The sequence below is a fragment of the Photobacterium profundum genome (assembly GCF_003026285.1).
GTDB lineage: Bacteria > Pseudomonadota > Gammaproteobacteria > Enterobacterales > Vibrionaceae > Photobacterium > Photobacterium profundum.
The window spans coordinates 1,024,874-1,049,852 of sequence record NZ_PYOD01000002.1 but is presented as its reverse complement, the minus strand read 5'-3'; the positions used below and the strand labels follow the sequence as shown (position 1 = coordinate 1,049,852).

General features: G+C 41.6%; 23 protein-coding genes. 6 read left to right on the top strand and 17 right to left on the bottom strand.

Annotated elements, in window-relative coordinates; genetic code table 11:
• Positions 1–365: 365 nt before the first annotated feature.
• The 17 genes from phaC to urtA form a co-directional block, all read right to left on the bottom strand.
• Positions 366–2,183, bottom strand: coding sequence for a class I poly(R)-hydroxyalkanoic acid synthase (gene phaC, locus C9J48_RS09455; protein WP_036802408.1), 1,818 nt, complete (start codon positions 2,181–2,183; stop codon positions 366–368).
• 65 nt (positions 2,184–2,248) lie between these two features.
• Positions 2,249–2,596: a phasin family protein gene (locus C9J48_RS09450; protein WP_006228474.1), complete on the bottom strand. Its 348-nt coding sequence runs from the start codon at positions 2,594–2,596 to the stop codon at positions 2,249–2,251.
• Between the two features lie 101 nt (positions 2,597–2,697).
• Complete coding sequence (locus C9J48_RS09445) at positions 2,698–3,903, bottom strand: acetyl-CoA C-acetyltransferase (RefSeq protein ID WP_006228473.1); 1,206 nt, start codon at positions 3,901–3,903, stop codon at positions 2,698–2,700.
• Between the two features lie 60 nt (positions 3,904–3,963).
• Positions 3,964–4,704, bottom strand: a complete 741-nt coding sequence (locus tag C9J48_RS09440) for an SDR family oxidoreductase (RefSeq protein WP_006228472.1) — start codon at positions 4,702–4,704, stop codon at positions 3,964–3,966.
• Positions 4,705–5,338: 634 nt separating this feature from the next.
• Positions 5,339–5,962, bottom strand: a complete 624-nt coding sequence (gene ureG, locus C9J48_RS09435; protein WP_006228471.1) for an urease accessory protein UreG — start codon at positions 5,960–5,962, stop codon at positions 5,339–5,341.
• A gap of 11 nt (positions 5,963–5,973) precedes the next feature.
• The gene (locus C9J48_RS09430; protein ID WP_006228470.1) at positions 5,974–6,720 is read right to left on the bottom strand and encodes an urease accessory protein UreF; all 747 of its coding nucleotides are present in this window, start codon (positions 6,718–6,720) and stop codon (positions 5,974–5,976) included.
• Positions 6,721–6,746: 26 nt separating this feature from the next.
• A complete protein-coding gene (locus C9J48_RS09425) occupies positions 6,747–7,352 on the bottom strand; it encodes a HupE/UreJ family protein (RefSeq protein ID WP_006228469.1) in 606 nt (201 codons plus the stop codon).
• A gap of 104 nt (positions 7,353–7,456) precedes the next feature.
• Entirely contained in the window at positions 7,457–7,954 is a 498-nt protein-coding gene (gene ureE / locus C9J48_RS09420; RefSeq protein ID WP_006228468.1) for an urease accessory protein UreE, read from the bottom strand.
• Positions 7,955–7,990: 36 nt separating this feature from the next.
• Positions 7,991–9,694 (bottom strand): urease subunit alpha, encoded by a 1,704-nt coding sequence (gene ureC, locus C9J48_RS09415; protein WP_006228467.1) that lies wholly within the window; start codon positions 9,692–9,694, stop codon positions 7,991–7,993.
• On the bottom strand, positions 9,694–10,098 hold the full coding sequence (locus C9J48_RS09410) for an urease subunit beta (protein WP_006228466.1): 405 nt from the start codon (positions 10,096–10,098) through the stop codon (positions 9,694–9,696). The genes ureC and C9J48_RS09410 overlap by 1 nt, the downstream gene beginning before the upstream one ends.
• Before the next feature lie 8 nt (positions 10,099–10,106).
• A complete protein-coding gene (gene ureA, locus C9J48_RS09405; protein ID WP_006228465.1) occupies positions 10,107–10,409 on the bottom strand; it encodes an urease subunit gamma in 303 nt (100 codons plus the stop codon).
• Between the two features lie 85 nt (positions 10,410–10,494).
• Complete coding sequence (locus C9J48_RS09400) at positions 10,495–11,424, bottom strand: urease accessory protein UreD (RefSeq protein WP_006228464.1); 930 nt, start codon at positions 11,422–11,424, stop codon at positions 10,495–10,497.
• Complete coding sequence (gene urtE / locus C9J48_RS09395; protein ID WP_006228463.1) at positions 11,421–12,116, bottom strand: urea ABC transporter ATP-binding subunit UrtE; 696 nt, start codon at positions 12,114–12,116, stop codon at positions 11,421–11,423. Before urtE ends, C9J48_RS09400 begins: the two co-directional genes overlap by 4 nt.
• 2 nt (positions 12,117–12,118) lie before the next feature.
• On the bottom strand, positions 12,119–13,027 hold the full coding sequence (gene urtD, locus C9J48_RS09390) for an urea ABC transporter ATP-binding protein UrtD (protein WP_006228462.1): 909 nt from the start codon (positions 13,025–13,027) through the stop codon (positions 12,119–12,121).
• Complete coding sequence (urtC, locus tag C9J48_RS09385) at positions 13,027–14,175, bottom strand: urea ABC transporter permease subunit UrtC (RefSeq protein ID WP_006228461.1); 1,149 nt, start codon at positions 14,173–14,175, stop codon at positions 13,027–13,029. The genes urtD and urtC overlap by 1 nt, the downstream gene beginning before the upstream one ends.
• A gap of 3 nt (positions 14,176–14,178) precedes the next feature.
• Positions 14,179–15,810, bottom strand: coding sequence for an urea ABC transporter permease subunit UrtB (gene urtB, locus C9J48_RS09380; RefSeq protein WP_006228460.1), 1,632 nt, complete (start codon positions 15,808–15,810; stop codon positions 14,179–14,181).
• Positions 15,811–15,955: 145 nt separating this feature from the next.
• Positions 15,956–17,251 carry an urea ABC transporter substrate-binding protein gene (urtA, locus tag C9J48_RS09375; RefSeq protein ID WP_006228459.1) on the bottom strand — a complete coding sequence of 432 codons (1,296 nt, stop codon included), beginning with the start codon at positions 17,249–17,251 and terminating at the stop codon, positions 15,956–15,958.
• Positions 17,252–17,717: 466 nt separating this feature from the next.
• Between urtA and C9J48_RS09370 the strand changes: the two genes are divergently transcribed.
• The 6 genes from C9J48_RS09370 to C9J48_RS09345 are packed head-to-tail and all read left to right on the top strand — an operon-like array spanning position 17,718 to position 24,900.
• Entirely contained in the window at positions 17,718–18,674 is a 957-nt protein-coding gene (locus C9J48_RS09370; protein ID WP_006228458.1) for an AAA family ATPase, read from the top strand.
• The gene (locus tag C9J48_RS09365) at positions 18,671–19,657 is read left to right on the top strand and encodes a DUF58 domain-containing protein (RefSeq protein WP_006228457.1); all 987 of its coding nucleotides are present in this window, start codon (positions 18,671–18,673) and stop codon (positions 19,655–19,657) included. Before C9J48_RS09370 ends, C9J48_RS09365 begins: the two co-directional genes overlap by 4 nt.
• Positions 19,650–20,222, top strand: a complete 573-nt coding sequence (locus C9J48_RS09360; protein WP_006228456.1) for a DUF4381 domain-containing protein — start codon at positions 19,650–19,652, stop codon at positions 20,220–20,222. Before C9J48_RS09365 ends, C9J48_RS09360 begins: the two co-directional genes overlap by 8 nt.
• Positions 20,215–21,180, top strand: a complete 966-nt coding sequence (locus C9J48_RS09355) for a vWA domain-containing protein (RefSeq protein ID WP_006228455.1) — start codon at positions 20,215–20,217, stop codon at positions 21,178–21,180. The genes C9J48_RS09360 and C9J48_RS09355 overlap by 8 nt, the downstream gene beginning before the upstream one ends.
• Positions 21,173–23,179: a VWA domain-containing protein gene (locus C9J48_RS09350; RefSeq protein ID WP_006228454.1), complete on the top strand. Its 2,007-nt coding sequence runs from the start codon at positions 21,173–21,175 to the stop codon at positions 23,177–23,179. The genes C9J48_RS09355 and C9J48_RS09350 overlap by 8 nt, the downstream gene beginning before the upstream one ends.
• A gap of 8 nt (positions 23,180–23,187) precedes the next feature.
• Complete coding sequence (locus C9J48_RS09345; RefSeq protein WP_242610770.1) at positions 23,188–24,900, top strand: BatD family protein; 1,713 nt, start codon at positions 23,188–23,190, stop codon at positions 24,898–24,900.
• Positions 24,901–24,979: the final 79 nt, after the last annotated feature.

Here is a 24,979-nt window from a genome sequence, read left to right as displayed (position 1 = left end):
CGAAGAAATGAAGCATAAATTGACTGTGTCATCTTGCGATGATTAAGGTCACTCAGTTCATTGATAAATCTTTCGACTTAAAATTTCACGAGTGCCCACACAGATTGCATGGTCAAATTGTTAAAGAGCATACTGACTAGGTTGCTGGCTAAGCGCCGTGTTCCGTGTCAGTGAGGTCGCATTATAGGGAGATATTTAGCTATGACAATAGTTTTTATCCATTTAATTACCAACAGCTCAGTAAGTGACCAATTTGTTTTCTCCAGCAGCAATTTAGAGCAAAAATGTAATTTTATCTGCAGTCAAAAGCAAAAAACCGACGTATTAGCGTCGGCTATATATCATTATTCTGCAATATTTAGATTTTAAACATCTTCAACAGACTTTAACTGTTGAGATTTTACATTTGAAACCTCTATTGGCAGTGTTTGACGAACATAGTTACCAGGTGATGTCATTAAAGAAGGATAATTAGCATTACCCGCTTCACGAGGCTCAATTTGTTCTTCAGGGTTAAAGTCAGCTAGCCATGTGTCCCAATGTGTCCACCAAGAACCTTCTTCACGCTTTGCATTACTTAACCAAATTTCTGGATCGTCAATCTTTTCATCATTAATCCAGTACCCATACTTATTTTTAGCTGGATGGTTAACAATGCCTGCAATATGACCTGATTCACCAAGAACAAATGTTGATTTGCTATTTAAGTTCAGTGCACCACGGTATGTACCTTGCCACAAAGCGATATGGTCTTCTTGCGTAGAGATAAAGTATGTTGGTACTTTAATCTTCGACAAATCAATAAAGACCCCACCCACTTTATATCCCTTTGGATCGACCAGTTTATTCTCTAAATAGAACTGTCGTAATAAAGTGCTATGGCATGCAACGGCAACATTAGTACTATCACCATTCCAATAAAGCAGATCAAAATCTATTGGGCTATTGCCTTTTAGATAATTGTTTACGTAATAATTCCAATAAAGGCTATTTTCACGCAACAAGCTGAACGTAACACTCAGTGAGCGTCCATCCATATAACCATTAGCTTCATTCTGAGCTTCAATTGCTGAAACTATAGGATCGTTAACATACGCGCCTATTTCACCTGGTTGGGAGAAATCTAACAGCGTAGTAAAGAACGTCGCCGACTTGATACGATTACGCATTCGCTTAGCAGAATAATAAGCTAAAGTCGTCGCTAATAACGTGCCACCAATGCAATAACCTGCAGCATTGATTTGTTTCTCACCAGTAATATCTTCGACAGCATCAACCGCTTTAACTACACCATCTAGCACATAGTCATCAAAGTCAATTTTTGCCATTGTGGCATCAGGGTTACGCCAAGACATCATAAATACTGTATGGCCTTGCTCTACTAGCCAGCGCACCATTGAGTTCTTCTCGCGAAGATCTAAGATATAGTATTTATTAATGAATGGAGGCACGATAAGAAGCGGTGTTTGATTCACTTTTTCAGTCAATGGCTTGTATTGAATCAATTCAAATAAATCATTTTTGAAAACGACATCACCAGCAGTATTGGCAATGTTCTCACCCAATTCAAATGCACTATCATTTGTCATTCGGATTTTAAGAACATCGGCGCTTGCTTGTACGTCTTCTTGATACAATTCCATACCTTTAACTAAGTTCTCACCGTTAGTTTCAACCGTTAATTTAGCGAGTTCAGGATTTGTTGTAACGAAATTTGTAGGCGAAAGTGCATTAATCGCTTGTCGAGAGAAAAAGCCAAGACGTTCTTTCGCTTTTTCATCTAACCCTTCAATCGATTCAATACTTTCTTTCATTGTATTGCTAAAGAGTAAATACGACTGCTTTATATAGCTGTAATACGCCTCATCATCCCAAGCGGGATCATTAAAGCGCTTATCATCTTTTTCAGGCTTAATTTTATTACCTTCATCACTATTTGGCATAGTAACGTTTTGCCAGATTTTCATCTGACTTTCCCACCAATCCATTTGTACTTTCGCGAGTACTCCTGGCTGAGCGCTGGCTTTATCGATCAACTCAACAGTATCTTTCAAGTTGATTTCATTCATCGCTTTATTGAGGGGAGTATTTAGAGCTGCCTTGCCGGAATCCAATTCCTTCCACCATAGCTGGTTCATATCTTGGAGCTTGGCAAAGTAGTCCGAGAAGAAGTTGTCGTTCATTACAATGACCTCTGTATTTGGACTAAAATGCCGCCCATGAATTGGGCGGCAGAATGGTCATGCAATTATGCAGGTGTTACTTCTTTTACATTTTCTGCAACTAGTTCATCAACTTCAGTTTTAAATGTTTGTGCAACTGATGAGAACTTCTTGCTGTCTTCCATTAACTGCTGAGAAAGCTTAGTTAGTGTTTCAAGCTGCTGGCCATTGAACTCAGCCAATGATTGCATATCTTTTACTTCACCAACGGCTTTTAACTGAGAAAGACCCAATTCACTGTAAGTGCGAACAGCTGTAAGTTGAAGCTCAGTTAGCTCTTCAACGTTTTTAGAAAATAGCTTGTTAAACTTAGCGTAAGGTGCAAGTGTTTTTTCAGTTTGCTCAGAGAAAGATTTAAACATTTCCGTATACATAGTCATGATTCCTTAATATAAAAGTATAATTGAAGTACCTAGCCATATTTTATCTAGGTACAATCTGTGAATATTCTGCATTTATGTAAAACAGGTACTACTTAAACACTCTTCAGTACAATCGCTGTACCCATACCACCACCAACACACAGTGTTGCTAAGCCGTATTCAGTATTGCGACGACGCATTTCATGTAAAAGGCTAACAATAATACGGTTACCTGAAGCACCTAACGGGTGGCCCAATGCAATGGCACCACCATTTACGTTTGAACGTTCAGCTAAATCTTCTACTGACGTATCTAACTCTTTTGCTACTTCATGTAGCACGCCAAGAGCCTGACCAGCGAACGCTTCGTTAAATTCAAATAAGCCAACAGATTCAATATTTAGATCTGCTTTAGTTAAAGCTTTAATAACAGCAGGAACTGGACCTAGTCCCATAAGTTCAGGTGCAACACCCGCCTGTGCGTAGCTTTCAATTTCAGCTAATGGTGTTAGACCATATTTTTCTACTGCAGCTTCAGAAGCCACGATAATGGCACTACCACCATCATTAATACCTGATGCGTTACCCGCAGTAACTGAACCCTCTTTCTTAAATGCAGGACGTAGCTTTGCTAATCCTTCAAAAGAGGCATCTGACTTTGGATATTCGTCTGTATCAATTACTTTTGTTTCACGACGTGATTTCACTTCAACAGATACAATCTCATCGACAAACTTACCTTGCTCGATAGCAGCTATCGCTTTCTGTTGACTTGCTAATGCAAAATTATCTTGTTGCTCACGATTTAGACCCACTTTTTCAACTACATTTTCAGCAGTTACACCCATGTGGTAATCATTGAAGGCATCTGTTAAACCATCAGCAATAAGTAAATCAGTTAACTCTAAGTTACCCATTTTCTGACCATCACGAATCTGTGATGATGCGCAGAAAGGAATCTGTGACATACACTCGGCACCAGCGGCAATCACGAGTTCAGCATCACCCGCTTTGATGTGCGCAGCTGCATCCATTACTGCTTTCATGCCACTGCCGCAAACCATATTCAAGCTATAAGCCGGTACTTCATTTGGGATCCCAGCAAAGATTGCAGCTTGGCGACCTGGTCCCATTCCTTGACCGGCACCAATAACGTTACCGACAACAACTTCATCAATGGCTTCTACAGGTATGTTACCCTGTGCCAAAGCTCCCTTAATTGCTACAGCTGCCAGTTGTGCTGCTGAAACTGTTTTTAATGCACCGTTGAAGCTACCAATAGGTGTACGTTTAGCAGCAACAATAAATACTTTACTCATGATCTTAACTTCCTTTTCCAATCAAATTTATCCAACCATTCTTTCTTGAATGGTTATGGATTAGTTCATGTACAAACCGCCATTTACCGACAGCGTTTCGCCTGTAATATATGCTGCTGCATCACTTGCTAAGAAAGTGACTGCGCCGGCAATTTCTTGTGGCATAGCTAGACGTTTCATTGGAATTTCAGCTTTGATTGAATCTAAAACTTCTGGCTTAATCGCTTCAACCATTGGCGTACCTGTGTAACCAGGTGCAATTGCATTAACTGTCACACCCGAGCGGGCACCTTCTGCAGCTAAGGCTTTAGTAAAGCCAATCATTCCAGCTTTTGCTGCTGAGTAGTTCGCCTGACCAAACTGACCTTTTAGGCCGTTTACAGAAGTAATGTTAATAATTCGAGCATTTCCATGCTGGCACATAGAGTCAAACAAAGGGTGTGTAACATTGAACAAACTATTAAGGTTTGTATTGATCACTTCATTCCATTGTGCCGCTGACATACGTTTAAATGTCGAGTCACGAGTAATGCCAGCATTATTAACTAATACGTCAATGCTACCTTCCTCCTGCAACAATGTTGCAATAGCCTCTTCACAAAATCTTGTATCCGTAACATCCAAAGGAAATAAACGAACCTGATTTTCTGAATAATTATTCTCTTCAAACCATTCTTTTGCCTTAGCTTCTCCGTTTGGAAAATATGTGGCTATTACTCGATAACCTGCCTCAACTAGTCCTTTTGTAATCGACGAACCAATACCACCTTTAGCGCCAGTAACTAATGCTTTCTTGTTCATTTGAAAAGACTCCGTTCTCATCACAAGGATGACTATCACCATGAAATAATTGACAATTTTAAAAACAACATTACAAAAATAACATTGTAAAAATTAATACTAACTACAAATAACTAATTAAGTTGAATATATCTTAATTACAAATTGCGACACTATTATGAAAAACATGTTGCATAAACATTATAAGAACATACACGCATAGCAATATCAATACACGGCATTAATGGTCAGACCAATATTCTTAAACGGAATTGAATATTTACCGGAGACTAAAAACCAACCACAATTAACATTTTATTTACATTTATTTTTATGTATTCAAAAAAAATAAATAAACAAATACAAAATAGACATACCAGGCGACATCAACATAAAAAATAATATAAATAATCATTCTCTTGCATCTTATATGTGCACTGATGCACCTTAACTATTCATTCAAACGCATGTTTATATATTTATATTGCCATTACACATAGCTAGAATGTTAACAAACAGTTAACTACGAATCGTAACAAATGTTAACAATTCCTTTTTTTGGACAGACTGCAGGTAAAAAAAAACCAGAGTTTTTAACTCTGGTTTTTCCACATACATATATTTTGGCAATAAAATGTGTTTGCTTTCTTTAACTCTACGCTTTGGCTGTTAACATTCCTTGAGTAATAACAAAATCGATAATGGTATCTAACCCTGTACCTACTTTCAGATTGGTAAATACATAAGGCTTATTAGGACGCATACGACGAGTATCAGCTTCCATAACCTCAAGTGAAGCGCCAACATAAGGTGCTAAATCAATTTTATTGATTACTAATAGGTCTGAACGAGTAATACCAGGGCCACCTTTACGTGGAATTTTCTCACCTTCGGCAACATCAATAACATATATAGTTAAATCTGCTAATTCAGGGCTAAACGTAGCACTTAAATTATCACCACCACTTTCTACAAATACAACGTCGAGATTTTTATGGCGTTGCGCCAATTCATCCACCGCAGCAAGATTCATCGACGCATCTTCACGAATAGCAGTGTGTGGGCAGCCCCCTGTTTCAACACCAATAATTCTATCTGCATCTAAAGCCTCTGCACGGGTCAGAATTTTTGCATCTTCTTGGGTATATATATCATTCGTTACAACAGCAATATGGTAGTCATCACGAATAGCTTTACAAAGCACCTCTAATAATGCTGTTTTTCCTGACCCAACGGGACCACCAATACCAATACGTAACGGAGATTTGTATTCACTCATATTGCTTATCCTTAAGATCTAAATAGTCGGGTATATTGAGTTTCATGTCGGCTACTCGCTATAGCTTGTGCGGGCGTAAAGCTTCCTATTTCATGACTTTTGACTTGATAAGAAGCTTCAAGCGCTGCTGGTAATAACGTCGACATCAACAGAAGTATTTGTTGCCCAGCAGTTTGCCCTAATGGGACCAATTTCACGCCAGACATGGTAACGTTTTCCAACCAGCTCCATAAATAGCCTGAGCACAGCGACTCACTGGATATCCCCCAATGATTTGCAGCTAAGGCAAAACCAACCAATTGGCTTTCCTGTGCCAATATCAATAATTGCGGATCAGCCTTAACATCTAGCTGATTTAATAACGTTGCGGTTGCCTTGCCACGTTGTTTTTCTTCTTTACGTAATTCGCTTGTTTCTCTACTCGCATGTAGCCATTGGCTCCAATACTTCACCTGTTCAATGTCACTTTGTTCAATTGAACGATGAATTCGTAACAAGATAGGCAGTTCGAGCGTGACTAAACTGTGATATAAAATATCTTTCAACCAACACGTTAAGCTAACTTTATCGGTTACCCAATTCGTTTCAACCGCCCACTCTAACCCCTGAGAATAGGTAAATGCGCCTATAGGTAAAGAGGGGCTAATCAATTGAAGTAAACGAAAGTCAGCAACTTCATGCTTAAAGGTGCTCGACTTAACGCCATTGGTGTTGGTATTGGTATTGGTACAGCTAAATGTTGAGTCATTAGAACTCATAAGCTCTACTCTCTTTAATCCATTAATTAACCAACAAGCACTAGCATTACACCACTTATCGCTAATGCAGGACTAAGCCACTTAGCAGAAATAAAGCGGCCAACAACACAACCAATGCTCATTAACATCGCAGCACTTAACATCATGCCAGGTACAAAACTAAACAGTTGGGATGCTGGCGCTTCAAGCCCGTGCGCCCAACCATGAAAAACAACAAGTGCAATGGGCCCATAAGAAAATATCTTCGATAGCACGTTAGTTTGCTGCTGCTGCTTGTTTTGCCACACCGCGAAAGCTACAACAAAGATCGATGTCATAATGATACTTTCGACTCCTATCACTATGCCGCTTAATACTCCTAAGCCTACACCTACGACCATACTAAAAACCGCAATCGTAATAAGTCTTAGCTGACGATTAATGCCTTTGCTTTGTGATACCAAAAAGCCAAGACCTAATAACATAATAAGGTGATCTAAACCTGTTAGAGGATGTGTAATGCCAGAAATAAATGAGGTTGCCATAACACCATCAGGGCCATGTCCTACATGAGCAGATACAGGTGTAGAAACAAGAGCGAATAGTGCAAGCGAAAATTTAGCGGAATAGCGTGTAATAGCGGCTTTAAACATAACATTTTCCTTTTTATTCATTGCCTAAAACAGAGCTGCGGGCTTCATGCCCTTTTGTTCACTGGAAATAGGTGCTTATCGACAAGAAAGTAATTAAGATTACTTTAATGATGGGAATGGCTATGTGCTTCATCATGCGAATGCCCATGAGAATGACCGCCACTTTGACTGCCGCCATAGGCACCAGCTTCCGGCTCAAAAGGCGCAAGTTCGGTAGTTACTTTAGCGCCAAGGCCAAATACCATATCGTCAAGTACATGATCATGTTGATAACGTATCCAACCTTGAGTTATTTGGAGAGGTACGTGACGATTACCTAGGTGATAACACACACGTAAAAGTAAGTGGGGATCGGCACAATACACTGTCGATACTTGTTCTTGTGCTGCGATAATTTCAACACTGATGCCTGATTCACTTTTTAACCAGTCACCACCACGGAGGATATTGCCACGAGGGAGAAATAACCCCCCCTCACGTCCATCATCTAATGTCACTTTTAAACGGCTTTTAATGCGAGAGTCTATTGGTAAACTCAACGTAGCATCAGCAATATCAGTGCCGCGTTCAGCAGCAATAACCAGCTGTGTTAATACAATCATAATGGTCCCTTATTCACGATTTATAATTCACAGGCGTTAAAACAAAAAATAACGTTGAGCCATAGGTAACATTTCTGCAGGTTCACACACCAATAACTCCCCATCAGCACGTACTTGATAAGTTTGAGAGTCAACTTCTATATTGGGAAGCCAATCATTTAGTATCATGTCTGACTTACGTAAATGTCTGCACCCTTTTACTTCACCAATTAAACTCTTCAATTCTAACTGTTCAGCAACACCTTCTTTATTCGCTTGTTGCGAGAGAAATAACATCGAGGTATTTTGAGAAGCTCGACCGTAACTCCCAAACATAGGGCGATAGTGAACAGGTTGAGGCGTTGGAATTGAGGCATTGGGATCGCCCATTGGTGCAGCTGCGATCATGCCGCTTTTTAATACGACACTGGGTTTAACACCAAAGAAGGCAGGCTTCCAAAGCACTAGATCTGCTAGTTTACCGACTTCAATCGAGCCGACTTCATGACTAATACCATGAGTGATTGCCGGATTAATGGTGTATTTAGATATATAACGTCGTAAACGAAAATTGTCATGGTGTGAAGGATCTTCCGGCAAACTTCCACGCTGTACTTTCATTTTATGCGCAGTTTGCCAAGTACGAGTAATGACTTCACCAACTCTGCCCATTGCTTGAGAATCTGATGCAATCATTGAAAATGCACCTAAGTCATGCAAGATGTCTTCTGCGGCAATCGTTTCTCTACGAATTCGAGATTCAGCAAACGCGACATCTTCCGCAATAGAAGGTGATAAATGATGGCATACCATCAGCATATCAAGATGCTCGTCTACCGTATTAATCGTATAAGGTCGGGTTGGATTCGTTGACGATGGCAGTACATTGGATTCACCACATGCACGAATAATATCAGGGGCATGACCGCCACCAGCACCTTCAGTATGGTAGGTGTGAATAACCCGATCGCCGATGGCAGCCAGCGTGGATTCAACAAAACCAGATTCATTCAATGTGTCGGTATGAATAGCCACTTGAACATCGGTGTCATCTGCAACGCTTAAACAGTTATCAATAGATGCTGGTGTTGTTCCCCAGTCTTCATGCAGTTTAAGACCAATTGCACCTGCTGCAACTTGCTCATGTAAGGCTTCTGGTAAACTCGCATTACCTTTACCGAGTAATCCAAAGTTCATCGGGAAGGTATCGAGTGATTCCAGCATACGATGAATATTCCATGGCCCAGGCGTACAGGTTGTTGCGTTTGTACCTGTAGCAGGGCCCGTACCACCGCCAATCATAGTGGTAACACCTGACATCAAAGCTTCATCAATTTGTTGCGGACAAATGAAATGAATGTGTGAATCTATACCACCAGCAGTAAGGATCGAGCCTTCTCCTGCCATCACTTCAGTGCCAGGGCCAATAATAATATTAACACCAGATTGCACATCGGGATTACCCGCTTTACCAATTGCGCTAATACGACCGCTTTTAATTGCCACATCTGCTTTTACAACCCCCCAATGATCCAAAATAACAGCATTTGTTATCACTAAGTCAGGGGTGAATTTTGATGATAATTGGCTTTGACCCATGCCATCACGAATGACTTTCCCTCCGCCAAACTTCACTTCATCGCCGTAGCGAGTGTAATCTTTCTCTACTTCGAGCCAAAGTTCAGTATCTGCAAGGCGAAGTCGGTCACCGGTTGTGGGTCCAAACATTTCACCATAAGCTTGTCGAGATATCTCTGCCATTATTCTTCCACATCCTTGTTCGCACTCGCGGCACTTGATTCATCCTTATCAAGCGAACCCATCACTTTACCTTGAAAGCCATAAACAACTCGATGGCCACCGAACGCAACTAATTCAACGGTTCGGCTTTGACCAGGTTCAAAACGCACTGCCGTACCAGCCGCAATATTTAACCGATACCCCTTTGTTAAAATTCGGTCAAAATCTAAGGCATCATTGGCTTCAAAAAAGTGATAGTGAGAACCAAGTTGAATTGGGCGATCCCCCAAATTAGCCACTGAAATCATTTGTGGTGGCATTCCTGGGTTCAGTTTGATATTCCCCTCGGCAACACGTAGCTCACCTGGAATTAGAACTGAATATATGGGTGTTTTTTTCCCAGTCTCTTTTAAGTTATTAGACATTCCCTACCTCATACTATTGGTTCGTGAACAGTCACCAATTTGGTTCCATCTGGGAATGTAGCTTCAACTTGCACGTCATGGATCATGGATGGAATTCCGTCCATCACATCTTCTTGAGTCAAGATCGTACGTCCAAAATTCATTAATTCTGCAACTGTTTTACCGTCTCTAGCACCTTCCATAATGGCAGCACTAATTAATGCAATAGCTTCTGGGTAGTTTAATTTTAGACCTCTAGCTAAACGTCTTTCTGCTACCAAACCAGCAGTAAATAACAGCAATTTATCCTTTTCTCTCGGCGTTAATTCCATTTAAAGCTCCAACCGTTTCTATGACGTATTTTCTTTTGTGATGCCAAAGCTGAGTGTCATTACTAACCGCTTCCTTACACTTCGATTAAGTCGCCCAAATCCGTGGTGCAAAGGGGGTGTAACCAAACCAATTCAATCGAACCGATTGCCATATCTGAGTGAAAAGCGCCAACATCGGTTCTGTACCATGGCTCATTACTCTTATCATCATTACACCATCAGTTAATGTCACACCAGCCAGCAGTGCTGAATCAAAATCAACGCCCGCATTAATGCTTGCCCTGTCGGCATCTTTATCATCAGCGTATACCTGATAGTCATATAGCAAGCTCTGTACCACTTTAAGCAAATCATCATCAGAAGTTGTTACCATCATGGTACCAAGCATCGAATAGTCCCGTAGACCTGCACAACTCTGGTGATGATCCCCTCCTTGCACATTCAGTTGTTCCGCTAAAACCAGTTCATCACCTATTTTTAATTGGGTACAACCAACAATACTCCCCTTATTGAAGCCCTCATTTAGTGCAGGGCGCCCAAAACAGTGCATTTCCCAGCCAATAAATCGGCCCCCCAGTTGAACGGTGATCTCTGTATCTAAACGTACATTTGCTTCAGGGAAATAAATATTTTCTTGTGGCAGCCATTCTAAAACAGCACCAGATTCAACGGTCAGTTGCTGTTTTTGATACGCATAAGGACCAGCCGAACGATAAAATTTAGTCGCCCCTGGTGTCGTAATTAATGTTTTGGCATCTTGATGAGCAATCGTCGAGATAAATAATTTATCGCCACCAACCACACCGCCAGGAGGGTGAAGTAAATAGGTATGGCAAATATCGCCTTCGGGATATAAAGGCCGTTGAACAGCTAAAGGTCCCAGCTGTTTTTTATGCTTTAACACCGTTTTATCGCCACGATGGGTATAACCAATAGAAAGTTTTGCTTGCCAACCATCTTCAGCTTCTAATGTTTCAGACAGTGGCTTTTCCTTGATTGCCGAAATTGTTGTCATACTGTCAGGTACTCCTGAATCAGTGCATCTGATAGCAACGCCATCTCACCATTAGCGACGGTTCGCCCTCTATCTAATAAACAAAAGTTATCCCCCACTTTTCGTGCAAATGGCAGTTTCTGTTCAACTAATAGTACTGTTAAGCCCAATTCCTGATTGAGTTTTCGAATAATGTCACCAATTTCTTGCACGATATTCGGCTGTATACCCTCGGTGGGTTCATCAAGGATTAATAGGCTTGGATTAACAACTAATGCACGTCCAATGGCGAGCTGTTGCTGTTGCCCACCCGATAAATCACCTCCTCGGCGATGGAGCATTTCTTTTAAGACGGGGAACAACTCATAAATAAAATCTGGAATTTTTCGATCGCCTTTAGCTCGAATAGGCAAACCTATCTGCAAGTTCTCTTCAACGGTTAATAAGGGGAAAATCTGTCGGCCTTGCGGCACATATCCCACACCATGTCGAGGACGACTTTCTGCATTTAACGGCGCGATATCTTTCCCTTTAAGTACGATTTCACCCGTTCTAGTCGGCAATAACCCCATAATACATTGCAATAAAGTCGTTTTACCTACGCCATTTCGTCCCATCAATACCGTGCACTTCCCTTCCGGTATCGTCAGGTTCAAATCCCATAAGGTATGGCTTTCACCATAAAACTGATTTAATCCTTTAATCACTAACATCCTTACTCTCCTAGATAGACTTCTTTCACGCGGGTATTATTCTGAATGTCGGTCATCGTTCCTTCTGCCAGTACATGGCCTTGATGCAAAACTGATACCGTACTGGCAATTGAACGAACAAAATCCATATCATGCTCGACAACGACGACTGAATGATCGCCCGCTAAAGAAGTGAGTAACTCAGCAGTTCTATCCATTTCTTGATGGGTCATACCGGCAACAGGTTCATCCACCAGTAAGAGTTTAGGTTTTTGCATGAGTAACATGCCGATTTCTAACCACTGCTTTTGACCATGCGATAAACTGCCAGCCTGAAGCGCAGCTTGATCATGCAAACCAATTAACGTTAATACGCGTTGAATTTCATCACTTTGATCGCCACTTAATTTCGCCTTAAACACAGACCAAACTTGGCGCTCTCCTGCCATGGCTAACTCAAGGTTATTCCAAACCGATAAACATTCGAAAACAGTCGGTTTTTGAAATTTACGTCCTATACCTGCATTGGCGATTTCAGCTTCATCTAACTTCAGTAAATTGATATTAGAACCAAGCCATACTTCACCAGCATCAGGTTGCGTTTTACCGGTAATGATATCCATCATGGTCGTTTTACCTGCACCATTAGGACCAATAATGCAGCGTAATTCCCCTTCCTTAATATATAAATTCAGATCGTTAATTGCTTTAAAGCCATCAAACGACACAGAAACCCCCTCTAGATACAACAAGATGTTATGGCGCGTATCAAGCAATGGATGCTGTTGCGGTTTTAGAAAATCAAACACTTGATCTCGACGGGTAAAGTTGCCAAGCGGTTGACGAAATTGAGAAGGGAGTAGTGCACTTAATCCGTGTTCTTTTTTATTGAGTCGTTCAGCCTCAACAACGCGTTGATGAATCGTCGTCATTACGCTGCCTCCTTACGTGAAAACAGCCCTGTAATACCTTTAGGTAGGAAAAGCGTTGCTAATACAAACATGCTACCTAGCGCAAATAGCCACACTTCAGGAAATTCGATGGTAAACCAGCTTTTAGCATAATTGATCGTAACCGCACCAATGATTGCACCAAACAATGTTGCACGACCGCCTAAGGCAACCCACACCACAATTTCAATCGAATTCAGAGGGGCAAATTCACCGGGGTTAATAATGCCCACTTGCGGTACATATAACGCCCCAGCAATACCAGCTAATACCGCAGATAGAATAAAAATACACACTTTAATATTATCAACGTTATAACCCATGAATCTCACGCGAGATTCTGCATCTCGCACTGCGATCGCGACACGCCCTAATCGACTAGATATCACGATACGACAAACAAGGTAGCCCAAAATTAGGGCAATCACGGAAGCGACAAACAAGGTAATCTTAGTACTGTCAGCCTGCAAACTATAACCAAGAATATCTTTAAAGTCGGTTAAGCCATTGTTTCCACCAAACCCCATTTCATTACGAAAGAATGCGAGCATTAAGGCAAACGTCAACGCTTGGGTCATGATCGATAAATACACGCCAGATACACGAGAACGGAACGCCAAATAACCAAAGCACCACGCCAATAGACCCGGCACTAATACCACCATCAAGCAGGCAAACCAAAACATGTCGAAGCCCTGCCAAAACCACGGTAACTCCTGAAGATTTAAGAACACCATAAAATCTGGCAATTCAGCATTTCCATACACACCGCGATCACCAATCTGTCGCATTAAGTACATGCCCATGGCATAACCACCTAAAGCAAAGAAAGCCCCATGCCCAAGACTAAGAATACCGAGGTAACCCCAAACAAGATCAACCGCCATGGCTAATAAGGCATACGTTAAATATTTACCCAATAATGAAATGGTATAGGTTTCAATATGGAAGAAATGTCCTTGGGGTAAGAGTAGATTCAGCGCTGGAATAGCAAAGCCCAAGATTAACAACAGCGATAATAAAAGCAGCCCACCGCGATCTTCATATAATCCGCTGCGATTAAATACGGCATTCAGCGTATTTTTAAATGTACTGCCTTTTGCCTGTGCATTATTGTTCAAAGTCTGCATCTGTTAGCCCTCTACTGCCCGACCACGTTGTGGGAATAATCCACGCGGACGCTTTTGAATAAACAAAATAATAAATACCAATACCAGTATTTTGGCTAAGACTGCGCCAGCCCAAGGTTCAAGGATCTTGTTAAACAACCCTAAACTTAAACCTGCAACCAATGTGCCCCATAAATTACCCACACCGCCAAATACCACGACCATAAACGAATCAATGATGTAGCTTTGCCCCATATTGGGTCCTACATTGGTCAACTGAGAAAGCGCTACACCAGCAACGCCGGCAACGCCAGATCCCAAACCAAATGTCATGGCATCAACCCACTCTGAGCGAACTCCCATGGAGCGAGCCATTGATCGGTTTTGCGAAACGGCACGCACCTGTAAGCCAAGTGGGGTTTTCTTTAATACAAACACCAGTGCTGCAAACACGAAGAAACAAAAGAAGATGATATAAAGGCGGTTATAAGTCAGCGATAACATTGGATTAATTTCCAGCATACCGCTCATCCAGTCAGGTGTGGCGACAGAACGATTTAATGGCGAAAAAACACTACGTACTGCTTGTTGTAAAATAAGGCTGATACCAAATGTCGCTAATAACGTTTCAAGCGGGCGACCATATAAAAAACGGATGACACCTCGCTCAATAGCAACACCGACTAAGCCAGCAACAAAAAACGCAGCAGGAATTGATAAAATTAATGAAAGACCAATATGATTCGGCATTAACTGCTGCATAACATACGTGGTGTACGCACCCAACATGATCAATTCACCATGCGCCATATTGATTACGCCCATCACGCCGAAAGTGATGGCTAAACCAATACCCGCAAGTACAAGCACCGAGCCTAGACTTAAACCAAAATACAGGGTTTCAACCGTGGAATACACACGCTGACTTTGCTGATAACTACCAATACCGCGTTCTGCTACCCGTATAATGTCAGCATCTTCAGTTACAGAGACTGCATTGCTTAATGCACGAAAAGCTGCGGGTTCAATTGAATCGCCAATCATATCTATTGCGGCTAGCTTTTCTGCTTTATTGCCACTATTTAATGTACCAATAGCAATTGCCAGTGCTAGCTTAGATTTATTGGATTCATCACTTTCTACGCTATAAGCATCAGTCAACAATGTTTGAATGTTAGTATCGGTATTACCCAGCATACTTTTAATGGCTTGATTCCGAACTTGAGAATCATCAGACGTGATATCAAGTTGAGCAATACCATGTCGAATAGCCGATCGTAATTGGTTATTCAGCGCCACTTTTTTATAGTCACGCTTTTTATTAATGATAATTTCCTTCTTGTTATCAGATAACAATATGGCAGGCTGTTGATCCGCATAATCGGCGATCAGATACAGCTGCTTTTGTTTCTTGTGGTAATAAATATCTCCAGCTAATAGATAGTTTAATATTTGCTTTGTATCTGGATATTTCGTTTCAGCTAGCCAATTAACTGCCCGTGCTTTCTCATTAAAATTGCGTTGCGATAATAGTGACTCAACATCAGAAAAGGAATTAATAGGCTGAGCAGCCCACGAAGATAATGAGATAAACGCAAATAAACTCGCAATAAACAAAGCCTGTATTCGTAAGAGAACACACCAAGATTTGTACATAAGGTATTCTTCCATGAAGATAATAGAACCCCCACTTCATCATCAATAATCCAAACCAATAAGTGACAATAAAGTGGGGATAGTCAGGTAGTATCTGACTTTTAAACGGGGTAGGTTTCTATAAACAAACCTTTAATCTATACCGTTATTGGCTTGCACCTGCGCACTTTCCAGTCACAACATTAAAACTGCCACATGAAATAGGCTTCAACCAACTTGCATACAAATCTTTAGAGCCTGGCAAATAATTTGACCAAGCATCTCCTGCAACCACACCCGTTGTTTCCCAAACGACTTCAAACTGACCATCATCTTGAATCTCACCCAGTAATACTGGCTTTGTGATGTGGTGGTTAGGCATCATGGTGGCGTAGCCGCCTGTAAGGTTAGGTACTGTCACGCCAATAATTGCATCTTGTACCGAATCTGAATCTGTCGTGCCCGCTTTCTCGACCGCTTTAATCCACATGTTAAAGCCTAGGTAGCTGGCTTCCATTGGATCATTCGACACTCGTTTCGTGTCTTTGGTATATTGCTGCCACTTTTCAATAAACGCTTCATTCTCGTCTGTTTCAACGCTCATGAAATAGTTCCAAGCCGCAAGGTGGCCCACCAGTGACGAGGTATCCATTCCTGATAATTCTTCTTCACCCACCGAGAAGGCAACGACTGGAATATCTTCTGCTGAAACACCCTGTGCACCGAGCTCTTTATAAAAAGGAACGTTGGCATCACCATTAATAGTCGAAACGACGGCTGTTTTCTTGCCTGCAGCACCAAACTTTTTAATATCAGAAACGATTGATTGCCAGTCAGAATGGCCAAAAGGGGTGTAATTGATCATGATATCGCTGTCAGCAACACCTTTCGATTTGAGATATGCAGCAAGAATTTTATTGGTCGTACGCGGGTAGACATAATCAGTGCCGGCTAACACCCAGCGCTTTACGTCCATTTCATTCATCAGGTAATCAACAGCCGGAATAGCCTGCTGATTGGGCGCGGCCCCCGTGTAGAATACATTTTTCGATGATTCTTCACCTTCATATTGCACAGGGTAAAACAAGAGACTATCTAGCTCTTCAAATACTGGCAGCATGGATTTACGCGAAACAGATGTCCATCCGCCAAACACCACGTCAACTTTCTCTTTCTCGATCAGCTCTCTTGCTTTCTCTGCAAACAGTGGCCAGTTCGACGCTGGATCAACAACGACGGCTTCTAACTGCCTCCCCAGTACCCCTCCTTTTTTATTCTGTTCATCCACCATCATTAATATGGTGTCTTTTAGCGTAGTTTCACTGATTGCCATGGTGCCAGACAACGAATGCAATACACCTACTTTAATCGTATCTTCTGCTGCAAGCGCTACAGAACTGAAAGAAATACCTAATGATGTAGCCAGTACAGCTAATTTTAGTGCTTTTACATTTACAGACATATAAATGGACTCCTTGTGAATAACCATTCACATAGAGCAAGCATCACGCCAAAATTAACAATACAATCAGAAAATATTAAAAACTAATATAATCAATCAATTAGATAGAAAACAATTTCAGTGAAATTTAATTTATACCCTCAAGTAATTCCACAGTAGTGCAACGTACCAAGCTCTACGCACCATCTTGGTACTTTTATACCGTCTTGGAATGACTTTTTCTGCACCAGAAAAGTAAATAGTCATCTTTTATCACCTTAATCGCGCCTGTTCATTGATTATCTATAAGCCTATGAATAAAAAATAATTAATGTTAATTCCTTTGCTTTCACACTACCCTCTAATAAGAACACGTATGACGATTCAAAGACTTAAACGATAAAATTCATGAACTTTATTGTCATTTTTAAGTCTTAAATTTCATCATTTCTGTTTGACTGTTTGTATTTCAAGGACATATATTTCGATGTTAGCCTCTACATTTCAACGCCTTAAAACTTATCTCGAAACTCAGGTCATTGGTCAGCCCGATCTTGTAAAACAGTTACTGATTGCCTTATTAGCAGATGGGCATATCTTGGTAGAAGGACCTCCTGGTTTAGCGAAAACACGCGCTGTAAAAATCTTATCTGACTGTATTGAAGGTAGTTTTCACCGTGTACAGTTCACCCCTGATCTATTACCAGCAGACTTAACGGGAACTGATATATTTCGTCCAGAGACCGCTGAATTTACCTTTCAGCCGGGTCCTATTTTCAATTCATTATTACTAGCCGATGAAATCAACCGCGCGCCTGCGAAAGTACAAGCCGCGATGTTAGAAGCAATGGCTGAAAAACAAATAACTACGGGACGAAAAACATACCCATTACCTGAGCTGTTCTTAGTGATGGCAACACAAAACCCAATTGAACAGGAAGGCACCTATCCGTTACCTGAAGCGCAACTGGATCGCTTCTTGTTACAGTTGAATGTGAACTACCCCGATGAAGCCAGCGAATTAGAAATTCTTCGCCTTAATCGCGGTGAAGCACTGGGTATTGAGAAAGCAGATCCGGTACACATTACACAAGAATCCATTTTTGCTGCACGTAAAGCAGTATTAAGCATTCATATGGCAGAGGATGTTGAGCGTTATATTATTCGCTTAACCATGGCAACACGCCAGCCAGAGCGTTACAGCGACCAATTAGCCAACTGGTTACAAATGGGAGTTAGCCCACGAGCAACATTAGCTCTCGACCGCTGTGCACGCGCCCATGCATGGTTGAACGGTCGTGATTTTGTCACGCCAGAAGATGTACAAAAAATGGCTTATCCGGTACTTCGTCACCGATTGTTATTGAGCTATGAAGCACAAGCAGAAGGCATTGCAGCTGATTCAATTGTAAGCCACTTGATCGAGCAGGTTGCTTGCGCATGACAGAATCACAGATAGCACCAACTCTCCCTTCGCATAGCGATGGTGTGAATTTGTGTCTGGCTGAATTACTGCAATACAAAAACCAAGCTGTGCGCTGGCTTCCACCAGCGCAAAGTGTTTGGTCTCAGTTAAACGGTCAACACATAAGCCGTCAAAAAGGACGAGGGATGAACTTTTCAGAAGTTCGTCCATATCAAGCGGGTGATGATATTCGCGCCATTGATTGGCGTGTAACCGCACGGACAGGTAAAACCCATACCAAACTATTTACCGAAGAGCGCGAACAACCCGTGATGTTATTAATTGATATTAGTGACAGCATGAAGTTCGGTTCACAATTATTATTAAAATCAGTACAAGCGGCACATTTTGCTAGTTTACTTAGCTGGTTAGCGGTACGAGAAAAAGATCGTATTGGCGCAATTATCTATGACGGTAAGCGATTAACAGAATGTAAGCCGACGGCACGCCAACAAGGACCATTGCGGGTTATTAATGCTTTAATTGAAGCACACAAAGTACACATACCTTCTTCATCTAGTGAACAATCTAGTCAGCAACAACAAACTAGCGGGAACAGCTATTCAGTGCCTTTTTCAGGTGCATTAAAACATCTCCATCACCTATGTCCGAAAGGCAGTGAGATTGTGATCATTAGTGATTTTTACCAGTTAGCATTAAGTGATAAACGCCGTTTAAGCCAACTACGCCATCATAATCGAATTCAATTCGTGCAAATTCATGATCCTTTAGAGCAAGGACAAACTAGTTTTACAGGTTATGAAAGTGTCACAGATAATAAGCAATCATTGTGGCTCGACTTTTCGGCGAAAAAAACTAAAGAGAAACTGAGTGAACAATATCTAACTCATCAACTTTTCATTAAAGACATGGCGCAAACCTTAGCGATACCCTTGCATTCCTTATCAGCAGCTACACCTTTACTTCAACAGTTAGGAGGTCAACGCATTCACCATGGCTGATCCAACAATACCAATGAATAAAGCCACCACTCCGCTGCCACTTGCCGATGTACATCTTCAAGATATACCGGGTTCTTGGCCACTCGCTTGGGGATGGTGGCTATGTATTATTATTGGCGTAATTGCGCTTTCTTATCTTTCTAGATTGTTATTCAGAAAGATCAAACAGCATCGTGCATCCAAACAAGCTCAGCACGAAGCAAAACAACAGCTCAAAGCAATGGCACAAACAACCCAACTGGGTGATATTAATGAACTGCTGCGTAAAGCAGCCCTTAGCTATTTTCCTCGCCAACAAGTTGCAGGGTTAACAGGTCAACGCTGGCTATCTTTTCTTGATCAACAATTGCCACCGAAGCAACAAGGTTTTTTAGCCTATTCGGATATTTGGCAACAAGGTCTTTTCTCTCCCAATGGCCTTAGTGAAGACGAATTAATGCAATGTAAAAAGCTCGCATCAAGCTGGATCACCTGCGCATTGCCGCCAAAGCCAAATAAACACGTAACAGATAATGCTTCTGTCGATAACACCTCGGCTTCTAAGCAGGAGCAACAAGATGTTTGAATTCATATGGATTTGGGCTTGGGCACTATTACCCCTCGCTTGGCTGGTTTATCGATTTAGTAAACCGGTAATGAAACCCGCAGCAATAACCTTACCCAAATTGCCTGAAGGCATAGGACAACAGCAGCCGAATAGTATTTGGCGCAAAGTGATGATGTCTTTACTCTGGGTATGCTTAGTCGGTGCGTTAGCCCGTCCTGTTTGGTATGGCGATCCTATCGAAGTACAGCCAGATCATCGCGATATGCTACTGGCTGTCGATCTATCAGGATCGATGTCGATCGAAGATATGATAACCCAAAGTGGTGAAAGCATTGATCGTCTAGCAGCCGTTAAAGATGTACTGGCTGAATTTATTGAGCAACGTAAAGGTGACCGTTTAGGTTTAGTTTTATTTGCCCAGCACGCTTACTTGCAAACCCCCCTCACCTTCGACCGCAATACCGTTAAACAACAGCTCGAACGTACAGTATTAGGGTTAATAGGGCAAAGCACCGCCATCGGTGAAGGCCTTGGCATTGCCACCAAAACCTTCATCAACAGTGAAGCACCACAGCGGGTGATTATCTTACTCAGTGATGGCGCAAATACCGCCGGTGTTATTGAGCCATTAGAAGCGGCAAAACTTGCAGCAGAAAGTAATGTCACCATTTATACCGTCGGGGTTGGCGCTGAAGAAATGATTCAAAAAAGTTTCTTTGGCAATCGTAAAGTGAACCCTTCACAAGACCTTGATGAAAGAATGCTAACCAAGATTGCAGATATGACTGGGGGACAATACTTCCGAGCACGCAACCCACAAGAACTTGAACACATCTATCAGCTTATCGACCAACTGGAACCGATAAACACTGCACAGCAAACATGGCGTCCACGTGACGAACTGTTCCGCTATCCATTAGCCATCGCATTGATGCTCTCCGTTATCATTGCTTTTATGAGGAAACGTCGTGGCTAATTTCACATTTCTTCATCCGTATTGGTTCTTCGCTCTTATTCCTTTAGGGCTAATATTGCCTTGGTTAAAGGGTAAAGCACACCATTCAGGATTGATTGCACCGCACCTTGCCAAGCATTTAGGGCTTGAACGAGGCAAGGTGAAAAACACACCTTTCGTTATCTTAGCGTTGGGTTGGTTACTATCAGTACTCGCATTAACAGGACCAAGTTGGGAAAAAAATACCCTACCCGCTTACAGCCTTTCTGGTGCGCGAGTATTGGTGATGGACATGTCGAGATCAATGTACGCAACAGATATTGCTCCAAACCGCTTAACACAGGCACGATTTAAGGCATTAGATATGTTGCCAGGCTGGAAAGAAGGTAGCACTGGTCTCGTCGCATACGCTGCTGATGGCTATGTGGTTAGCCCACTCACCGAAGACAGTAGCACCTTAAAGAATTTGATCCCAAATTTATCGCCAGAGATCATGCCAATTCAAGGCAGCAATGCGGCAGCGGGTGTGCAAGAAGCGATTTCACTATTAAAACAAGCGGGGCATCAAGCTGGCGACATCATTATTATTACCGATGGTATGACCCAGCAAGAATCCGATCAAACCATGGCCTTAGTCAAAGATCAGGATTACCGCTTATCAATATTAGCCATAGGTACACAGCAAGGCGCCCCCATCAAACAACCTGATGGCACATTGTTAAGTAACAGCAATGGTAACCCTGTTATTGCCCGTGTAGAGGTTGACACCCTACTACCACTGGTAAAGAGCACAGGAGGAAATTTGCAGTTATCTCAAGCCAATAACCGTGATGTCGACACCATTGTTGCATTAACGGCTAAACCGCGAGAACAAGCCAATTTAGATAAAACCAAAGAATTAGAAGAGCGTGTAAACAACGGGTTTTGGCTATTACTTCCACTGGTTTTATTCGCATTACTTGGATTTCGACGTGGTGTAGTGATTGCTGCAATGTTCGTATTAATGCCAATCGACAATGCCAATGCTTCCCCTTGGGTAAACAGTAATCTGCGCGGTTATCAACTTTATGAACAAGGTAACTTTGCAGAAGCCGCAAGAAACTTTAATTCACCCGCTTGGAAAGGGATTGCTGAATACAAGTCAGGCGACTACGAAAAAGCCATTGAAACTTTAAAGCCATTAGCCGATCAAAGATCGCGTTATAACTTAGCGAATGCTTACGCACAAACAGGGAAACTTGAGGAATCAGAAGCTATCTATGAATCAATCTTAAAAGATGATCCTAATAACACTGATGCAAAAAAGAATCTTGAAATAGTGAAAAAAGCACAAGAGCAGCAACAACAAAAATCGGAGCAAAACAAATCAGATAAGAACAATGCTGATAAAAACAAGTCGGAACAAAAGGATCAACAGTCTGACTCAAAACAAGATAAATCTGATGACAGCAATAATCAGCAATCACCATCAGAACAATCTGACTCTCAGCAAGATAACGATCAAAAGCAAGAGAGCTCAGATCAACAAAAAAACGGTCAACCAAATAAAGATCAGCAAAACGCTGATCAAGAGAAGCAGCAAAAAGGGAAAGACCAACAATCGAGCGCTGATGGTGAAAAAAATGACCCACAGCAGAACCAACCACAAGATAGTCAGCAACAAAACGAAAAACAAAGTGATCAAGATGCTAGCGCTAATAACTCACCAAGCCAAAATCAACAAGCCAATGAAACCGATAGCAATGAACCAAGTGACGAAGATAAAATTGCTCAGCAACAAGCTTCACCACAAGACAACAAGAAAAATGATGCCGACAAAAAGATAAAAGCTGTGCCCGCAGGCAGTAACGACATAAAAAACAGCCCAGAAAATAGTAATGCTAGCCCCTTGTCAGCCAGCAATCCTGTGCTAAAGAAGCTAGAACAAGTACCCGACAATACGAGCGGGCTTATTCGTGCTCAACTGCTACTGCAAGCAAGACAAAAGCAAGCACCTACAGCTACCGAAAATTCATGGTGATAAAAACAATGAACAAAATGATGAAACGTTATTTTCAGTTAAAGCGCCCTTGTATATCCCTTTTAGGGGCGTTGCTATTCATTATCGGCTCACTACCAACTACCGCTTCAGCCGCACAAGCAGTAGCAACTGTGTCTAAAAATATTGTGGGTGTGAACGAAGTCTTTCAATTAGTTGTCTCTGTCGATGCCAATATAAACACTAACTCTCTGGATTTGTCACCACTTGAAAAAGATTTCTCCTACGGACGCCCTAATGTCAGTAGTATGAATTCATTCAATAATGGTGTGGTTTCACGTAATACAGAATGGAAGGTGGCTATAGCAACCAAAGAAATTGGTGAATTTACTATACCGAGTTTTCGAATTGGCAGCTCCACCACTGAACCCATTACCATTACGTCCTTAAAAAGCAGTAACGCAAACCCTGCCACCAAATCGACAGAGCCCGACATTAAGGTAGACACTGAAATAGATAAAAATCAGCTATACGTGGGTGAAAGTTTACGCTATCGGGTTCAAATTCGAATCGGAGAGCAAATGGATCAAGCAGCTTTAGTTGCACCCTTTGGTGACGGCCTAGATATTGTGCAAGATGGTGATGATAGACAAGCAGAAACAGTGCTTAACGGACGCCGATACATAGTGATTACTCGCTATTACCAAATTAGTGCAACTAAAGCAGGTGCCATTACGTTAGAGGGTGCACAATTTAAAGGAAGTGTTGTAAAAGGCAGCCGTGGTTTTGGTTCAACATTAAGTGTGCCTGTTGATAAAAAAGCAAAAGACATCACATTGAATATCAAAGGCAAGCCAGATGATTATCAAGGCTTGTGGTTACCAACCCCAGAGCTAAAAATTGAGCAACAATGGCAGCCACAACAGGGGTCATCGCAATTAAATAACGTTCATGTGGGTGAACCAATTACACGTGTTATCACGTTACACATTAAAAATACCGCCCAAAGCAGTATGCCAAACTTAGCATTAACCTACCCTAGTTCAGTCAGAATGTATGATGAAAAGCCGGTATACAGCAGTAACAATGGCTTCACTAGCATGACAATAAAACAAGTTATTATTCCGCGAAAAGATGGTTCGCTCATTCTACCTGCACTGTCAATCAACTGGTGGAATACGATTACAGGCACCCAAGAGACCAGTAAAGTGAACGGACTTGCATTAACGGTATTACCGGGTGATAACACGAATACGATCAGTACACCTATGGTGCCTACATTACCTGATAGCCAACCCACAAAAGAAACAAAGCCAACTGAAATAACTGTGGTTACCAATTCAGGTTGGTGGCCTTGGCTAACTGCTATTTTTGCCAGCTTATGGGTCATTACACTACTGCTTTGGCTACGTGCGAGAAAAAACGTAGCGCCAGCTGCTAGCGCATCAGCTAAGAATACAGCCATATCATCAGATAATTACAGTCGGTTAGTACAAGCGGTTACTGTGAATAATGCATTAAAAGTACAAACCTATTATCAACAGTGGGCTAAACATTCTTTACCTGATGATTTAATTACCCAGATGGATCAAGAAGTCGCGAATATGATGGCTGCTATTTATAGTAAACACAGCCAAAAAGGTAATAACAGCGCCGTATGGAATAACGCAATACTGCTGTCTTTATTACAACAAGCACGCAACCACTCTGCTCAATCATTACAATCTTCGGCATTGGAAGAGCTTGTCCCAACAAAACCCTGAATAATCATTCAAACGAATGATAGGATTCCACCTTTAGAAGCTCATGCAAAAACATGAGCTTTTTTAACAATCGTCATTG